The organism is Microbulbifer mixtoriginis (SeqCode) (genome assembly GCF_052466865.1).
This window is the reverse complement of sequence record NZ_CP174293.1, coordinates 659,941-674,383: the sequence shown is the minus strand read 5'-3', so window position 1 is coordinate 674,383 and position 14,443 is coordinate 659,941. Positions and strand designations below refer to the sequence as shown.

Below are 14,443 nucleotides of genomic sequence, written 5' to 3'. Positions count from 1 at the left end.
CTCTCTCTGTTACTGGAGTTGGGGTGCTGTTTTTATGTATTCGGGCGGGGTGACTGCAGAAGACAGCAGTGGCAAACTCGACCAAACAGACTGGCCAGTTTAGCCAGGCCCCACCTGCTGTCAACTCAGAAGCTCTCTTATGGTTTACAGCCTGATTTCAGCTCGACTCTCCCGCTACCTGACGCAGTGCTTGCTGTGCGGTGATAGAGCCGGTGACTTTGGTATCTGTGCCAGCTGTATCCGGGACCTGCCCTATCTGGGCCAGGCTTGTGAAAGCTGTGCGCTGCCGCTGACCTCCAGCGCACGCCTGTGCCCCAGTTGTTTGCGCCAGCCGCCGCACTGCCAGAGGGTTCAGGCCGCCTGGCAGTATGCCTTTCCGGTGAACCAGCTAATCCAGCGCTTCAAGTACCAACGCGACCTGGCCGCCGGCCATAGCCTGGCGCAACTTGCCGCCACCTCAATAGCCCCACACAACGAGCCCCCCGACCTACTCGCCCCCATTCCTCTCCACTGGCAGCGCTACTGGCAACGCGGATACAACCAAGCGCAACTGATCGCGAGCGAGTTGGGAAAGCAATGGCATTTGCCGGTGCAAACGCGACTGTTGCGCAAAACTGGCGCCACCCGCACCCAGTCGCAGCTGCGCCGGCAACAACGCCTACGCAACCTACTGCAAAGTTTTGCCCTGCGTGAATCCGTTGAAGGAATGCATATCGGGCTGGTGGACGATGTCCTGACTACCGGAGCCACCCTGGAGGCAGCGGCACAGATACTCCTGAAAGCTGGTGCACACAAGGTCAGTGCGTTCGTTTTGGCCAGAACGCCATGACTCTTCGGCGCGACCGCAGATAGACCGACAGTCACAGAGACGTCACAATAACTTGCCTTGCCGTTCTGGCAGATAAATCCCAAACAAGCCGGCACCGCTAAAGGCTAAGGTTTTAATCAGTGACTAATTGCTCGCAGGTGTTTTGCTGCGAGCCAGGGATTCAGCGATGAGTGAACACAAGTTGCCACGGGGCATTGTCATCAGCGGCACCGGCCTGTGGACCCCACCGGAAGCGATCAGCAACGAAGAGCTGGTAGACGCCTACAATAGCTACGCCAAGCAGTACAACCTGGAGCACGCTCAAGCAATTGAATCCGGCGAACTGCAGCCCAAACCACAGTCCTCTGCGGAATTTATCGAAAAGGCCTCCGGTATCAAGAGCCGCTATGTGGTGACCCGTGAAGGAATTCTCGATCCCGCGCGCATGCGCCCCTTTATTCCCGAGCGCAACGACGACGACCTGTGTGTTCAGGCGGAGATGGGGCTAAAAGCCGCCAAACTGGCGCTTGAGAAAGCCAATAAACAGGCCTCCGATGTCGATATGGTGATTGTTGGCGCCTCCTATATGCAACGCGCCTATCCCGCCATTGCCATCGAAATTCAGGGCGCCCTCGGCATCGATGGATTCGCTTTCGATATGGAAGTCGCCTGCTCTTCGGCAACGTTTTCTCTGCAGCGCGCGGTAGATGCCATCTGTTCCGGCGCCGCACGCACCGTACTGGTGATCAACTCTGAATTGGCCTCACCGCAAGTGGACTTTACCGATCGCGACAGTCATTTCATCTTCGGAGATGTGGCGGTCGCCAGTGTGATCGAACGCCGCGAGACTTGCAGCGTAGACACTGCCTGGGAAATCCTCGGCACCAAGGCCAAGACCGTCTACTCCAACAATATCCGCTCCAACTTCGGCTATGCCGCACGCGCAGCCGATGTGGACCCTTTCGGCCCCGGCAAGTTGTTCCGCCAGAACGGCCGCAAGGTATTCAAGGAAGTCTGCCCCATGGCCGCCGCCCATATTGAGGAGCACCTAGGGGAGAGCGGCACCGATCCCCGTGAAGTGAGCCGCTACTGGCTACACCAGGCCAACATCAACATGAATAATCTGATCGCCAAGAAACTGATGGGTGATGAAGCCAGCGCAGAACGCGCCCCGGTGGTGCTGGACCGCTACGCGAATACCGCTAGCGCCGGTTCTGTCATCGCCTTCAATCTGCACAGCGATGACCTGCAAGTAGGTGAGCGCGGAATTATCTGTTCCTTTGGCGCAGGCTACTCTATCGGCAGCTTGGTAGTGGAGAAAGTCGCTTTATAAGCTAGCACTCGACTCATTTCCGCACCATAGACACAAAAAACCGGGCATCGCCCGGTTTTTTTAACTGCTCTCTTCACATTTTTGTTCAAGTTGCTGCAGCATATTTTCCGCCCAGTTGATCCAGGTCTTCTCCGCCTCTATGCCTAACAGCAGTGTCTGGTGGGCCAGCCAATAGCGCTCCTGCAGGGCGGGGTCACTCTTAAGCACCCGCTCATTTTGTTCCCGATAATTCTCCAACAGCCCTCGGTGCCTGTGCAGCTGATCATTGAGAGCCGAACGCAACTCCTTTTGGCTTAAATGGTGGCCGGCAAACATACGCACTAAAAAGGGTTCGCGAATCTTCTGTGGTGCCGCTGGCTGAATGACCCAATCGCGCAGCTCCGCACGCCCCTTGTCGGTGAGGCTGTAGACCTTTTTGTCCGGTTTGCCCTCCTGCGGTTGCTCCTCGCAATCCAGCAATCCTTCGTCGTGCAACTTGTGCAGCTCCCGATACATCTGCTGGTGGCTGGCGCTCCAGAAATGGGAAACACTGCGCTCGAAGCGGCGCTTTAGGTCGTAGCCACTGCCGGGCTCTATATCCAGCAGGGTGAGTACGGCATAGCGCAGGGACATGGCGGCTCCGATTCGTCTTATGCAAAGAGTTGCATATTAACCTCTGCGGCGCCATCGTGACCAGGAGGCGCGTTAGGCCAATAAGATAATTAGATTAATTTTCTAATAATTAGTAGGACGTTTATCTCGGCAGACCTCACCAGTCGAGATGCAAGGCTAGCATTTACGCAATTTGGAGATATAATCGCCGGCCTGCCGCCATCTTGATATGGCGGCTCGAGGTTCAAGAGGTTGTCTGCTCCATGTCCGCGCCCGCATTAACACCATCCGGCCCCGACGCCGAACCAGCCGCACCCAACTCGCGACGCTGGGATTTCCTGCTCGATATCTTCGCCATGAACAGTTTTTCCTGGGCCGTGGCGATCCCCATCGAGCTGGTGTTGGCAGGTATGAGCTGGAGTGAGCACCTGAAAGTGCGTCTGATGGCTCTGGTGTTCAATACACTGATCGCTCGCCCCTTCAGCATGTACCGCAGCTGGATTGTGAACCGCTTTGGTGGCGGCGGTTTTGTAAATGCTTACCTGGTAGACACCTTTGTCTTCCTCAGCTTCCAGTTTCCCCTATATATGGCCAATATGCGCCTAGGCGGTGCCAGCTGGGACGAAATTGCCACAGCCAGTATCACTTTTATGCTGATCGCAGGCGCCTTGGGGCGGCCTTATGGAATTTATCTCGACTGGGTGCGCCGAGTGTGGATTAATACGCTGGTTCCCCTGCTGGGCAGACGCGCCATCTAAGGGGCACCAATACTCGATTGAGCATTACGAGAGAGGAGCATGACTGTGTTGACCGATAACGCCATTGAAAAAAGTTCTATGACCATTGGCGTGGTCGCCGGCACCCCTACAGACACCCGCTTTGGCCTGGATTTCCTCGCCGCGCGTCAGCTGCGTGGCGTCGGTATGTCTCTGTCAACATCGCCCCAGGCACAGACGCAACTGCAAGCGCTAGAACGCGGCGCTCTCACCCAGCAGCTGATCGAAGCGATTGAACAGCTGCATCAGGCCGGCGCCGAAGCCGCCATGATCTACTGCAATTCCCTTTCCGGTGCGGTGGATATGGAAGCGGTCAAAGCCACCTCGCCAATTGAGGTGGTTTCTCCCCTTGAGGTATACGCCGAACTCACCCAGCGCTACCGCAACTTTGGCCTGCTCGCCGCCAACTGCCAAAGTTGCGCCAATATTGAGCGTGAAATTCTCGAGCGCAACACAACCGCCAAGGTGATCGGTATCGGCAATCTGCAGATCGTCGAAGATATTGAGGATGGCCTCGCCGCCGAGATGATCGTGCGTCAGCACGCTTTGGATGATCTGGTCGCGGCTCTGGTGAAAAGCGGCGTACAGATACTGATTCTGGGCTGCACACATTTCGATTATTTTTATCAGGAATTGCTCGCCCATTGTGATGGAATTCGCCTGTTTCTGCCTTCTGAGCGCATGTTGCAGTTATTGCAGGAACGCCTACCTCAGGCCGCTTGAATCAACCCTGATATTTTTAATTTTTTGCGTATTTTATCGAGGAACACTGTGCCACCGATCTCGGTAAAATACGCCAACCCAGTGCAAAACCTCCCGCTATATAAGCCTATGTAATAGCGTGCAATTCTTCAGCATCAAGCCCCCCCAAAAAAACCATCCTCTGTTTTTGGCGCAATAACTCTTGGCTAATGGCGATAGCGTTCATGCCTCTGACCGGATTATCCACCCGTTAGCCTGCCAGTCCTATAAAAATATCTCTTGTACGCCGTGCCATATTGCAGTATCAAACGCTCTGATCTTTTCGGGAGTATCGATCAAAACCTACCGCGAAAATCACACTGCGGACTGCAGGATTTAGTCCGCCCTAACACAAGTGGTTATAAGGATGATAAAAGCCATTTCTTCTGGGGGATTGCCCTCTCGTCGTGTTTTTTTTCACGCTCTGCTAGCCGGAGCACTACTGTGCGGCTCAGTATTTATCTCCACCACCGCACAAGCCATTGAATTAAATGCTCTGCAGCAACAAATTCCTATTTACTGGTTGATCGCGGCGCTGATTTTAACTGTGCTAATTTGTGCTTTTACACTCAATAGACAACTGAGTCTGCGCAAATTGCGTAAAGAGAGTGCAGAGCGTGTCGATAATATCAGCGCTGAAAACAGTAATTTGTTTCAGCAGGTGCATAGCCGCAACAGTGAATTTCTCGCCCTAGAGAAGCAACTCGAAGAAACTTGTGAAAGCCTCGAATTACTGCGCCAGGAAAAATCCGATCTGCTCACAATAGTACGCCACCAGTTGCATCACCCCCTGGATACATTGATGGGCACCCTCAACCTGATTGGACGCAGTGAGGACAACAATATCAAAGCGCTGGTTGAAATCGGCAAGCGACAGTTAAACGCCGCTCTCAAATCTCTGGACGATTTACGTCAGATCGGCAAGGTGGAAACTGTAGAGCTGAAACTTCCCAAGGAAGTGCTCGGCAATACTGGCAGCGGCCTCGCCATCCTGTTGGTGGAAAATAATAAACACGAATCCCTGCAAGCGCCGCTGGAAGCCATGGGCCACCATGTGCAAAGGGAGTGTAACGGTATCGACGGCAGCAGCGCCGCCCTTCAAAAAAACTTTGACCTAATCCTGACCGACACCCATCTACCGCTGATGGATGGCGTGGAGGCAGTACGAGAAATTCGCCGCGAACGGGGCAACGATTTACCCATTTTCGCCCTGCTGCAATCTGCCAAAACCGGCGATAAAGAGCGCTATCAGGCCCGAGGTTTTACCGGCGTACTTACCCACCCAATTGCCGATCGCCAGCTAATGCAACTGATGCAATGGGCTTCACGGCGCACGCAGGGGACGTCACCACAACAAAAAAACCGCCCCACCCAGCTGCTCAACACCAGTGCTCTTTTACGCCAGCAGGATACTCTCGATCACCTGACCTTCGCCGAGCTACTCAGTGACCGCAGCGCCACCCTACCCAAACGAATCACTGCGCTCACCAGCGCCCTCACCGGCCGCCACTGGTTGGATGCAGAAAAACAGGCGCAGGATGTCGCCCGGGCAGCGGCAGAGGTGGGGCTCGATAGCGTAGCCAGTCGTCTGCGCAGTCTCGCCGCCAACCTCTCCATCGACAGCGAACGCGAACACTGCCGTCAGCAGCGTACAGAATTACTGCAACTGATGCGGGAATCGGTGCGACAGCTGAAGGCATGGCGCGAGCGCAATGTGCACACCGAGTGGGCACTAAAATAACATGGGACGTTACGACACCCTGGGCTCTTCACCGACTGTCGTGTAAAAATACCATTCCAACGCAGTCAAGTTGAATTGCGCATTGGGGACCACACTATATTTTTCAGAGTCCACAAGAGAATAAAGTTATGTCAGAGCAGTACCCCACACGCTCCCAAGAGGCCCGCGAACAGAGTGGTCGAGATCTGGCCATCATGGTCTACCTGATCCAGGCCATCAGCCTATTTACCGCGGTTCCATTTTTTGTTGGCGTACTGATTAACTATTTCAAGCGCAGCGATGTACGCGGCACCCTGGCGGAGTCCCATTTCCGCTGGCAGATCCGCACTTTCTGGTTCTGGTTGCTGTGGACTGTGGTTGGTTCTTTGACCTTTTGGGTTTTCGGTCTCGGCTATGTGATTCTCGCCGTAAACTGGATTTGGGTTATCTACCGGGTTATTCGCGGCTGGCTGCGCCTAGTCGATCGCCGCCCCGCCTATGACTATTACTAAAAACCCAGCCCGCGTGAAAATCTCGCGCGGGCGCTTCTGCCCTACGCAAATAGGGGATATTTAAAAATCCCCTATAAATTTCACGCCTTCCTTACCAAGTTACTCTTCGCTTTTTCCAATTTAATTCCCCTCCTGATGACCTCCCGCCTAAAAAAATCTGGTCGAGAGCTCTCTCTAATAGTCGATAAAATACCTGGCATGATATTTATACCTGCTGGATTATAAATTTTCTAAAAACCAACCTTTATCGTAAGACCTTTCCTTTATTTATCATTATTTAAGTAAATTTATTACTGAAAAAATCTTTTATTTTGGCAGCACAGCCTCCTTGCGAAAAAATTATGCGAAGATAAAGCCCGGTACTTTCACCGGATATCGTTAGGGAGAAAAAGGCTTGTGAGTCAGGATCAAAACACCCCGTTGCGGGAGGACGTCCGCCTACTCGGCGAGGAGCTCGGTTCGGTATTGCGCGAGCAAGCCGGTGATTCGCTATTTAATACTGTGGAAACCATCCGCCAGGCCGCAGTGGAAAGCCGCAGTAGCGGAGAGATGCAGGTGGATCGCTTACACCAGCTGCTGGACCCTCTCGACGACGATACATTGTTGGAAGTGGCGCGCGCCTTTAGCCAGTTTTTGAATCTCGCCAATATCGCCGAGCAACGCCATCGCGAACGCCTGCACCGGCAGCATCAGCGTTTTTCTGGCGACCCAGATACAGACCGCGGCCTGCGCCAGGTATTGGCAGAGCTAAAGAACATCAATCGCTCAACCGACGATATACACACCGCACTCAGGGATCTCTCCGTAGAGCTGGTCCTCACCGCCCATCCCACCGAGGTCACCCGTCGCACCCTGATCCGCAAGTACGACCACGTCGCCGATCTCCTCGCCGCATTGGACCGACCAGACCTTACCCAGGAAGAAAGCCGCGAGCTACGGCGTCATCTGCACGAGCAAATACTCTCTGCCTGGAGCACCGATGAAATTCGCCGTGAGAGGCCCACGCCGGTAGACGAAGCCAAGTGGGGCTTCGCCACCATTGAACAGTCCCTATGGCAGGCAGTACCCCAGACTATGCGCGCCATCGAGGAGGAACTAGCCCTAGCGGGATTACCGCCACTGCCGGATAACTGGGTACCCATACGCTTCGCCTCCTGGATGGGTGGCGACCGCGACGGCAACCCCAATGTTACCGCAGCGGTAACCCGCAAGGTATTACTGCTGGCACGCTGGATGGCCGCCGACCTTCTCTTGCGCGATGTGGAAAACCTCCTGGCCGATCTATCTATGCACAAGGCCAGCGAGGAATTACTGGCACAAACAGGCCCAAGCCATGAGCCCTACCGGCTCATACTCCGCCGCGTGCGCTACCGCTTGCGCAATACTCGCGCGCAACTGGAGGCCCGCATTAACGAGCAGCAGGAACCAGCGGGTGCAGTATTTCACAGCGGTCAACAACTGCTCACTGAGCTGAACCTGATCGACCGCTCTCTGCGCGCGGTGGGGCTCTCGGCCATCGCCGATGGCCAGCTCAAAGACACCCTGCGCCGGCTCAATTGCTTCGGTATCACCCTGTTGCGCCTGGATATTCGTCAGGAATCCACCCGCCATATGGATGCCATCGACGCTATCACACGCTATCTGGGGCTGGGGAATTACGCCACCTGGGATGAGCAGAGCAAACTGGACTTCCTCCTGGCGGAGCTGGATAACCGCCGGCCATTAATCGATGAGGATTTCTACCATACGGATTTCTGCGATGGGGATGTGCGCGAGGTATTAGAAACCTGCAAGGTGGTTGCTGAGCAGGGCCACGAGGGGTTTGGTGCCTATGTGATTTCCATGGCGAAAAAGCCCTCCGATGTGTTGGCGGTCATGTTGCTGCAGAAAATTGCCGGGGTAACCCAACCTATGCGCGTGGTGCCATTGTTTGAAACCTTGGACGACCTTAATAATGCTGCCGACACCATGAGTACCCTGCTCAATATTCCCCAGTACAAACAGCGCGTGCTGGAGGGCCAGGAAGTAATGATCGGCTACTCAGACTCGGCCAAGGATGCCGGCTTCCTCGGCGCGGCCTGGGCACAGTTCAGTACTCAGGAGGCGCTCACCCAAATCTTCCGCAATCACGGCATTCCCCTAACCCTGTTCCACGGCCGTGGCGGCTCTATTTCCCGCGGCGGCTCTCCAACGCGCATGGCACTATTGTCGCAACCACCGGGCTCGGTGGCTGGGCGTATCCGCGTTACCGAGCAGGGAGAGATGATCCGCTTCAAATACGGCCGCCCCTCCGTTGCCGCCTACAATCTGGAGCAGTATGTGGCCGCCACACTGGAGGCTACCCTGATGCCACCGGCCCAGCCTCGTCCCGAGTGGCGCAATCAGATGGAACGCCTCACGGAAGTCTCGGTGCAAAGTTACCGCGAAGTGGTGCGTGACGACCCGGCTCTGGTGGCCTACCTCCGCACCGTCACCCCGGAGACGGAACTCCGCCGTCTGGCTCTCGGTAGTCGACCGGCGAAGCGCAAGCCCGGTGGCGGCGTAGAAACACTACGCGCCATTCCCTGGGTGTTCGCCTGGACCCAGATGCGCCTGATGCTACCCGCCTGGCTCGGCACCGGCACCGCACTCGAACAAGCCCTAAAACAGGCAGACGAAGCCGACACCCTGGGAGAAATGAGTCGTGAGTGGCCCTTCTTCCAGGGCGTGGTGGATATGCTGGAGATGGTTTTGGCGAAATCCGATACCCGTGTCGCCTCCTGGTATGAGGAACGCCTCACAGACAACAAGGAGCTGATAGAGCTGGGGGAAAGCCTGCGCGAACGCCTGGCTCACACAGTGAGTGCTTTGCAGCAACTCACCGGTCGCGAAAGTCTGTTGGACAATAACCCAGTGATGCGTTGGTCCATCCGCGTGCGCGATCCATATACCGATCCACTGCATTTGCTTCAGGCCGAATTAATGGCGCGTCTGCGCGAGCGGGAGAATGACGCCGTGTTGGAGAGTGCCCTAATGGTAACGATCGCCGGTATCGCCGCGGGCATGCGCAATACCGGATAACCGTTGGCGGGCAGAGTCCCCTACTCTGCTCGCCTATGCCCTTGTCCCTATAAAAAGCCTGATATATAGCCAATCAAATTAAATCGAGGCACTACCAGATACCAGGGCAACTCCTGCACTGCACGATACACCACGCCCCCATACAATCGATAAGTGTCCATATACTCTTCTGCTAGAACCCGTAGATCGTTATTCAGATCTCCCGAAATACAGAATAACTCCAACGGGGTATCAGCCAGCTGATGATCTATCGTCCGTGTGAATAAACCAGTTTTACCGCCAAAGCCGCCGGAACAGTATCGCCTTATTAACACCTGCGATACTGGCCATGTCCCTAGTTGTACAGCACCCATAACCATGAGCCATCCATTCGCTGATAACTACTTTAAACAGCTTGGCTTCATCGATGGTGCACTGCATAGAATCTCCTTTTCGATATAAACTGGCGCATAATGCAAGTGGTCATTTGCATTACAGGAGATGCCAATGAGCGACCCTGAAACCACGGCTAGAACCCGCAAGTCAAAAGTCATTTACGCCAGCTTTGGACCCAACGAGCGGGCCATGGTCGACAAAGTGCATCCCCTTTGGCTTCGCCGCCTGTTTATTCGTCTTTTGGGTATAAAGTTGCAACTTCAATTTACTGGTTGGCTGCAGTACCTAATGCCTGTCCCAATCACTCTGGGCCTCTTCCTGTTGGTGGGACTCATATATCTAGTAGGTTTAACTGGACTGGCCAATGTGTTGATCTGGCTACCCTTGATACTAACGGCCATTATTCTTTTTGATATTGTGACTTGCCGTTTTTGTATCCGTTTGCCGGAACCGCTACCCAAAGCCCGCAGCCGAGAAGATATTTTCGCGCTGATACGTGACCGTAGATCGTGCCGCGCCTATCAAACCCGTCCCTTAATCCCCATCCATGAGCAAGCACTAAAAGCTCGTATTGCAATTCACCTACAGCAACCACGTCTCGGCAATGCACCGATACGTCTGGAGTGGGTCAAAGCACCCATCACTGTTTGGCCGGTGGTCAATGCCAGATATTTCCTCGTTGCAATAGCCCCAGCGGAATACAATCGAACGGCCATTCTTGATATCGGCAGAACCCTGCAAAAGATTGTTTTAGACGCTACGCGAATGGGTTTAGGGACTTGCTGGATTGGTCCCGGAGCAGATCACCGCAGTGTCAAAACCCACCTCCGCGAGCGCTTTGATAAGAAAAAGGATTCTATTATTTGTCTCTGCGCTGTGGGTTACGAAAGCTGGTACGCACCATTGTTTATCCGTTTTTTTAACAATCAGTTTCATAAGCGTCTGCCGCTGTCCGACCTGTTTTTCGTAGATAACGCCATGAAAGAAGCATTAAAAATAGATAAATCGCCCTGGGAGGCGTTTAATCGATGTTTTGAAAGTTGCCGGTGGGCACCGTCTTCCTATAACGGTCAAACCACACGCTGTATTGCCCACAAGAAAGGCTCTCAAGTGCGCCTTGATTTTTATGCGACAACATCTTCTAGATACTATGCCGCAGTGGCTACTGGCATCTGGTGCGCTAACTGGGAGGTGGGGTGTGAAGCTTTAGGAATACAAGGAGAGTTTCTAAGGTTGCCCCCACAGGAAAGAAAAAACCTGCCGGACGATGTACTGCCACCTCACTATGATATTAGCTGGCTCAGTACTCCTTTAATCTAACAGCAAGAGGATTTTTGCATTGTCCGGTCGATATAAATTAGGACGCAATGAGTACCCAAGATACCGTCTTGTTAAAAAATGGATTTACCGGAAAGAGAAAGGAACGATCACATCACTCCTTTCTCCAATCTAACCGTTAAGCCAATTAGATTTTAAAATTGTCCGGTCAGTGCCATTAGGAACAAATCTGGTGGCAACTGCTGGCCATTCACTTCCAGGCGCCCGCGATTCACCTCCAGGTGCATCTGCAATTCATCGTTTTGCTCAATCAGCAAACCGTATTGTCGCAACATCATTGCCTGGCCTACCAGCGGCGACTGCAGCAACGCCGATTCCGCCGCACTCAGGGTCATGCTGCCCACCAAAGGATTCAGCCATTGATTTAAAGCGCTGCCGTTGCGATGGCGCGGAGGGCGCTTCATTCCTTTCCAGTCAATATCCGCATCCACCAGAACCGGACCATTGCGAGATTCCACTACCAGCTGTTGTTGTAGGCGCAGGGGTGGACGCATATCACTCGCCCAATTGCGCTCCGCCACCGGCAGTAGTACACGTAAATAGTGGCCCAGATCGGCAGCCTTGATCTTAGGCAGGGTCATCTGTTGGCGCACAGAAGTAATAGGAGTGGCAGACTGCACACTGGGTAGCTGCAGATCACTCACCACTTTGAGGGTCTGCGCAGCGAGCATTTCTATATCCAGTTCCAGGCTAATATCCCGCAGTTCCGCCGGCCCCGAATCACGCTCGGCGCGCAACAGTGACAGATATAGCTGTGCCTTACCGCCACGGCGGGGCTCTAACTGAAACTCTCCTTTAAGCGGTTCGGTAAATAATACTTCCACGCCATCGCGCATCTGGGTCAGGCTACCCAGATCGATTACCCCATCCAACACCGCGCCGCTGTAATCTGTCGACACTGCAATCTCACCACCTGTAAATGCCAGCTGGCCAAAATCACCTGAACTTTTAAAGGGTTCCAGGCGCAGGGTATTGAGTACCCGGTTATCCGCTAAAACCAGGGTTTCCAAAACCAGGGGGCTGCTCTGCAAGCGGCCATAGATTCCCTCAAGTTGAGCGCGTAGCTGCGGGTTTAATTGCTCTAGATCTAGGCGGGTCTCGCTATAGATAACCCCCAAACGGGGCCCACCAGAAGTTAACAGCAATGGACCATGATGAATTTCAGTGTGCAGCTCAGTGGTGCCATTCTGTAGCGCCACCTCAGTATTGGTTTCAGCTCCAAACCAACCGCGTTGATAGCCGGTAGTGCTTCCCCCCTGCATCCTGCTCAGCTGCTGCTTCCAGACCTCCTCCACCTTGGGACCAATGAATCCTGGCGCCGCCAGGGCTGAAATTACCAGTAAAGCCAGTAGGATTAACAGAAGCCAACGCAAGAGTTTCATAAGAGTCGATCTAACAACAGGATTTGCGCTGATGGTAGCAGATTATGAAGTTATTAGTGCGACAGCAGTAACAGGGCTGAACCTCTTTGCCTATTCCATAGTCCCAATGGGCGATTCCCTTTAGAAGGGGCCACGCTAAACAACCAGACAAAACGGATTGCCAGGCTTGATAAAAATACCCCCTGAATCTTAGGGTTAATGATAATACAGCACGAGTGTTCGCTATAAAAAATTAAAAGCTAAAAATATTCTCCCCTTTTATAAGTGCAATAACTCCCACAGATTCCAGTAGCTAACTAACCCTCTATAACCCCAATATCTAGAGTACTTTGGCGCAGTCCTGCCGTATAATGGTATTCAAAGTTGTACCAATCAGAGAGATCTAATTTTGAAACCCGAGGTAACGTTACTAACCGTTAACGCTATAATCATCTGCGCCGCCTATCTCTATATCTACCCAAGGCATGCAGGCGCTGACCTTAACAAGATCATAATTAATGACCTCCTGGCAACTGGTATCGCACTACTGATCGCCGGCGCTCTCTTTTGGGAGTCCGGATACAATTTTAATATGCTGCTATTTACTGCTAACTGGTTTGGCTTTTCTCTAATCAGCTTTTTACTAATTGAATTACCGTTCTTTAAATGGTACTGGGATAAATACAGCGTTAGCTTGAGATAAGCTCTTTTGGCAGCATAGCCAAGAAATGAGAAGATAAAGAAAAACATAGAGTACAGGGAATGAGCAACAAACAATTTTTATTACGGGCGTTACAAATCTCTAGCATCTTTCTTTTAATCTTTTTAATGGCAATTCACTTACCCGAGGATCATCTCATTTGGAGATTGTTTCCTTTTATAACGGCTCTCATTGCCATAAATTACAACCGCAAAAAGTATCAGCAACCAATAATAGAAGATCCAGTTTCCCATGTAAGGTTTGATGGAGAGTTTATCTTCATTGGTGATCACTCAATCAAGAGATCAGAGATAAGGAAAGTTGCTATCGACTCGGTTAAGGATCGCGGCTACTTTTCTCTCCCTTACAATCAGATATCTCCGGGAGAAATTCCAGAGTTTATCTTTCCCTCCAGCAAATTCACCTCTTTTCGTGCACATCTGCAGAAAGAATTTGATACAAACGTGGAATTTATTACTTAAAAACCCATGAGAAAACCGTTCCAAACTAACTGAAAAATATCATCAATTAATCGCCATTACTATCCTTACTTATCAGGAAGTAGATAAACACTATGAAAATACGTAAAGCCTCAAAGCATGATGTACCCACCATCGCTAACATACATAGTGTCAGCTGGCAGGAAAATTATCGTAGCGTGCTTAGCAAACAGTACCTTGAAGATAGGGTTCCAATGGAAAGGATGCGACTCTGGAAAGATCGCTTTGAGCACCCTAAATCCAATCAGCAGGTGTTTTTAGCTGAAGTAGAGGGCAATATCGCCGGCTTTATCTGTCTATACATGGATAATCACCCTGACTGGGGTACACACCTGGACAACTTACATGTACGCAAAGGCTACCACTCAATGGGAGTTGGCAAAGCGCTCTTTATAGAGGGCGCGCGCAGGGCTTATCAACAGGCTCCACATAGAGGCATGTGTCTTTTAGTCAATCAGGATAATATTAAAGCGCAATCCTTCTACCAAAAACTGGGCGGGAGACAAGTACAGGAAAGTATTTGGCATGCTCCCGATGGAAGTAAAGTACCAACTTATTGGTATATCTGGGAGCAACTAAACGAACTGGTCGATTTAGACCAATAAAGAACTCAATCTATACATCATTG

At 52.4% G+C, this 14,443-nt stretch carries 13 protein-coding genes; 10 read left to right on the top strand and 3 right to left on the bottom strand.

The genetic code is table 11. The features are described from left to right. Window positions 1-139: 139 nt before the first annotated feature. Together ACJJJA_RS02980 and ACJJJA_RS02975 are read left to right on the top strand one after the other, a co-directional pair. Window positions 140-829 carry a ComF family protein gene (locus tag ACJJJA_RS02980; RefSeq protein WP_444903709.1) on the top strand — a complete coding sequence of 230 codons (690 nt, stop codon included), beginning with the start codon at window positions 140-142 and terminating at the stop codon, window positions 827-829. Window positions 830-995: 166 nt separating this feature from the next. Further along, window positions 996-2,141, top strand: a complete 1,146-nt coding sequence (locus ACJJJA_RS02975; RefSeq protein WP_444891486.1) for a beta-ketoacyl-ACP synthase III — start codon at window positions 996-998, stop codon at window positions 2,139-2,141. Window positions 2,142-2,201: 60 nt separating this feature from the next. Here the strand turns inward: ACJJJA_RS02975 and ACJJJA_RS02970 are convergent, their stop codons facing one another. Further along, a complete protein-coding gene (locus ACJJJA_RS02970) occupies window positions 2,202-2,753 on the bottom strand; it encodes a PadR family transcriptional regulator (RefSeq protein ID WP_444903708.1) in 552 nt (183 codons plus the stop codon). A 242-nt stretch (window positions 2,754-2,995) separates the two neighbouring features. Here ACJJJA_RS02970 and alaE point away from each other — a divergent pair, with 242 nt between their 5' ends. The 5 genes from alaE (at window position 2,996) to ppc (ending at window position 9,541) form a co-directional block, all read left to right on the top strand. Continuing rightward, window positions 2,996-3,490 (top strand): L-alanine exporter AlaE, encoded by a 495-nt coding sequence (alaE, locus tag ACJJJA_RS02965; protein WP_252084304.1) that lies wholly within the window; start codon window positions 2,996-2,998, stop codon window positions 3,488-3,490. Between the two features lie 39 nt (window positions 3,491-3,529). Next, window positions 3,530-4,231, top strand: a complete 702-nt coding sequence (locus ACJJJA_RS02960) for an aspartate/glutamate racemase family protein (protein ID WP_444883594.1) — start codon at window positions 3,530-3,532, stop codon at window positions 4,229-4,231. 385 nt (window positions 4,232-4,616) lie between these two features. Beyond that, entirely contained in the window at window positions 4,617-5,990 is a 1,374-nt protein-coding gene (locus ACJJJA_RS02955; RefSeq protein ID WP_444903707.1) for an ATP-binding response regulator, read from the top strand. A gap of 128 nt (window positions 5,991-6,118) precedes the next feature. Then, window positions 6,119-6,481, top strand: a complete 363-nt coding sequence (locus ACJJJA_RS02950; RefSeq protein WP_252084301.1) for a DUF4870 family protein — start codon at window positions 6,119-6,121, stop codon at window positions 6,479-6,481. A 396-nt stretch (window positions 6,482-6,877) separates the two neighbouring features. Beyond that, the gene (ppc, locus tag ACJJJA_RS02945; protein WP_444903706.1) at window positions 6,878-9,541 is read left to right on the top strand and encodes a phosphoenolpyruvate carboxylase; all 2,664 of its coding nucleotides are present in this window, start codon (window positions 6,878-6,880) and stop codon (window positions 9,539-9,541) included. A 273-nt stretch (window positions 9,542-9,814) separates the two neighbouring features. Here the strand turns inward: ppc and ACJJJA_RS02940 are convergent, their stop codons facing one another. Beyond that, the gene (locus ACJJJA_RS02940; protein ID WP_444903705.1) at window positions 9,815-9,961 is read right to left on the bottom strand and encodes a hypothetical protein; all 147 of its coding nucleotides are present in this window, start codon (window positions 9,959-9,961) and stop codon (window positions 9,815-9,817) included. 66 nt (window positions 9,962-10,027) lie between these two features. Between ACJJJA_RS02940 and ACJJJA_RS02935 the strand changes: the two genes are divergently transcribed. Then, complete coding sequence (locus ACJJJA_RS02935) at window positions 10,028-11,236, top strand: nitroreductase family protein (RefSeq protein WP_444903704.1); 1,209 nt, start codon at window positions 10,028-10,030, stop codon at window positions 11,234-11,236. A gap of 152 nt (window positions 11,237-11,388) precedes the next feature. Here the strand turns inward: ACJJJA_RS02935 and ACJJJA_RS02930 are convergent, their stop codons facing one another. Next, window positions 11,389-12,636 carry a DUF945 family protein gene (locus tag ACJJJA_RS02930; RefSeq protein WP_444903703.1) on the bottom strand — a complete coding sequence of 416 codons (1,248 nt, stop codon included), beginning with the start codon at window positions 12,634-12,636 and terminating at the stop codon, window positions 11,389-11,391. Window positions 12,637-13,377: 741 nt separating this feature from the next. Here ACJJJA_RS02930 and ACJJJA_RS02925 point away from each other — a divergent pair. Together ACJJJA_RS02925 and ACJJJA_RS02920 are read left to right on the top strand one after the other, a co-directional pair. Further along, on the top strand, window positions 13,378-13,797 hold the full coding sequence (locus ACJJJA_RS02925; protein ID WP_444903702.1) for a hypothetical protein: 420 nt from the start codon (window positions 13,378-13,380) through the stop codon (window positions 13,795-13,797). Between the two features lie 92 nt (window positions 13,798-13,889). Then, window positions 13,890-14,420 carry a GNAT family N-acetyltransferase gene (locus ACJJJA_RS02920; protein ID WP_252084295.1) on the top strand — a complete coding sequence of 177 codons (531 nt, stop codon included), beginning with the start codon at window positions 13,890-13,892 and terminating at the stop codon, window positions 14,418-14,420. Window positions 14,421-14,443: the final 23 nt, after the last annotated feature.

Excerpts from the sequence above, each read along its gene's own strand:
- ACJJJA_RS02980 (WP_444903709.1), top strand. The coding sequence starts at position 140 with ATGGTTTACAGCCTGATTTCAGCTCGACTCTCCCGCTACCTGACGCAG.
- ACJJJA_RS02975 (WP_444891486.1), top strand. The coding sequence starts at position 996 with ATGAGTGAACACAAGTTGCCACGGGGCATTGTCATCAGCGGCACCGGC.
- ACJJJA_RS02970 (WP_444903708.1), bottom strand. The coding sequence starts at position 2,753 with ATGTCCCTGCGCTATGCCGTACTCACCCTGCTGGATATAGAGCCCGGC.
- alaE (WP_252084304.1), top strand. The coding sequence starts at position 2,996 with ATGTCCGCGCCCGCATTAACACCATCCGGCCCCGACGCCGAACCAGCC.
- ACJJJA_RS02960 (WP_444883594.1), top strand. The coding sequence starts at position 3,530 with ATGACTGTGTTGACCGATAACGCCATTGAAAAAAGTTCTATGACCATT.
- ACJJJA_RS02955 (WP_444903707.1), top strand. The coding sequence starts at position 4,617 with ATGATAAAAGCCATTTCTTCTGGGGGATTGCCCTCTCGTCGTGTTTTT.
- ACJJJA_RS02950 (WP_252084301.1), top strand. The coding sequence starts at position 6,119 with ATGTCAGAGCAGTACCCCACACGCTCCCAAGAGGCCCGCGAACAGAGT.
- ACJJJA_RS02940 (WP_444903705.1), bottom strand. The coding sequence starts at position 9,961 with ATGCAGTGCACCATCGATGAAGCCAAGCTGTTTAAAGTAGTTATCAGC.
- ACJJJA_RS02935 (WP_444903704.1), top strand. The coding sequence starts at position 10,028 with ATGAGCGACCCTGAAACCACGGCTAGAACCCGCAAGTCAAAAGTCATT.
- ACJJJA_RS02930 (WP_444903703.1), bottom strand. The coding sequence starts at position 12,636 with ATGAAACTCTTGCGTTGGCTTCTGTTAATCCTACTGGCTTTACTGGTA.
- ACJJJA_RS02925 (WP_444903702.1), top strand. The coding sequence starts at position 13,378 with ATGAGCAACAAACAATTTTTATTACGGGCGTTACAAATCTCTAGCATC.
- ACJJJA_RS02920 (WP_252084295.1), top strand. The coding sequence starts at position 13,890 with ATGAAAATACGTAAAGCCTCAAAGCATGATGTACCCACCATCGCTAAC.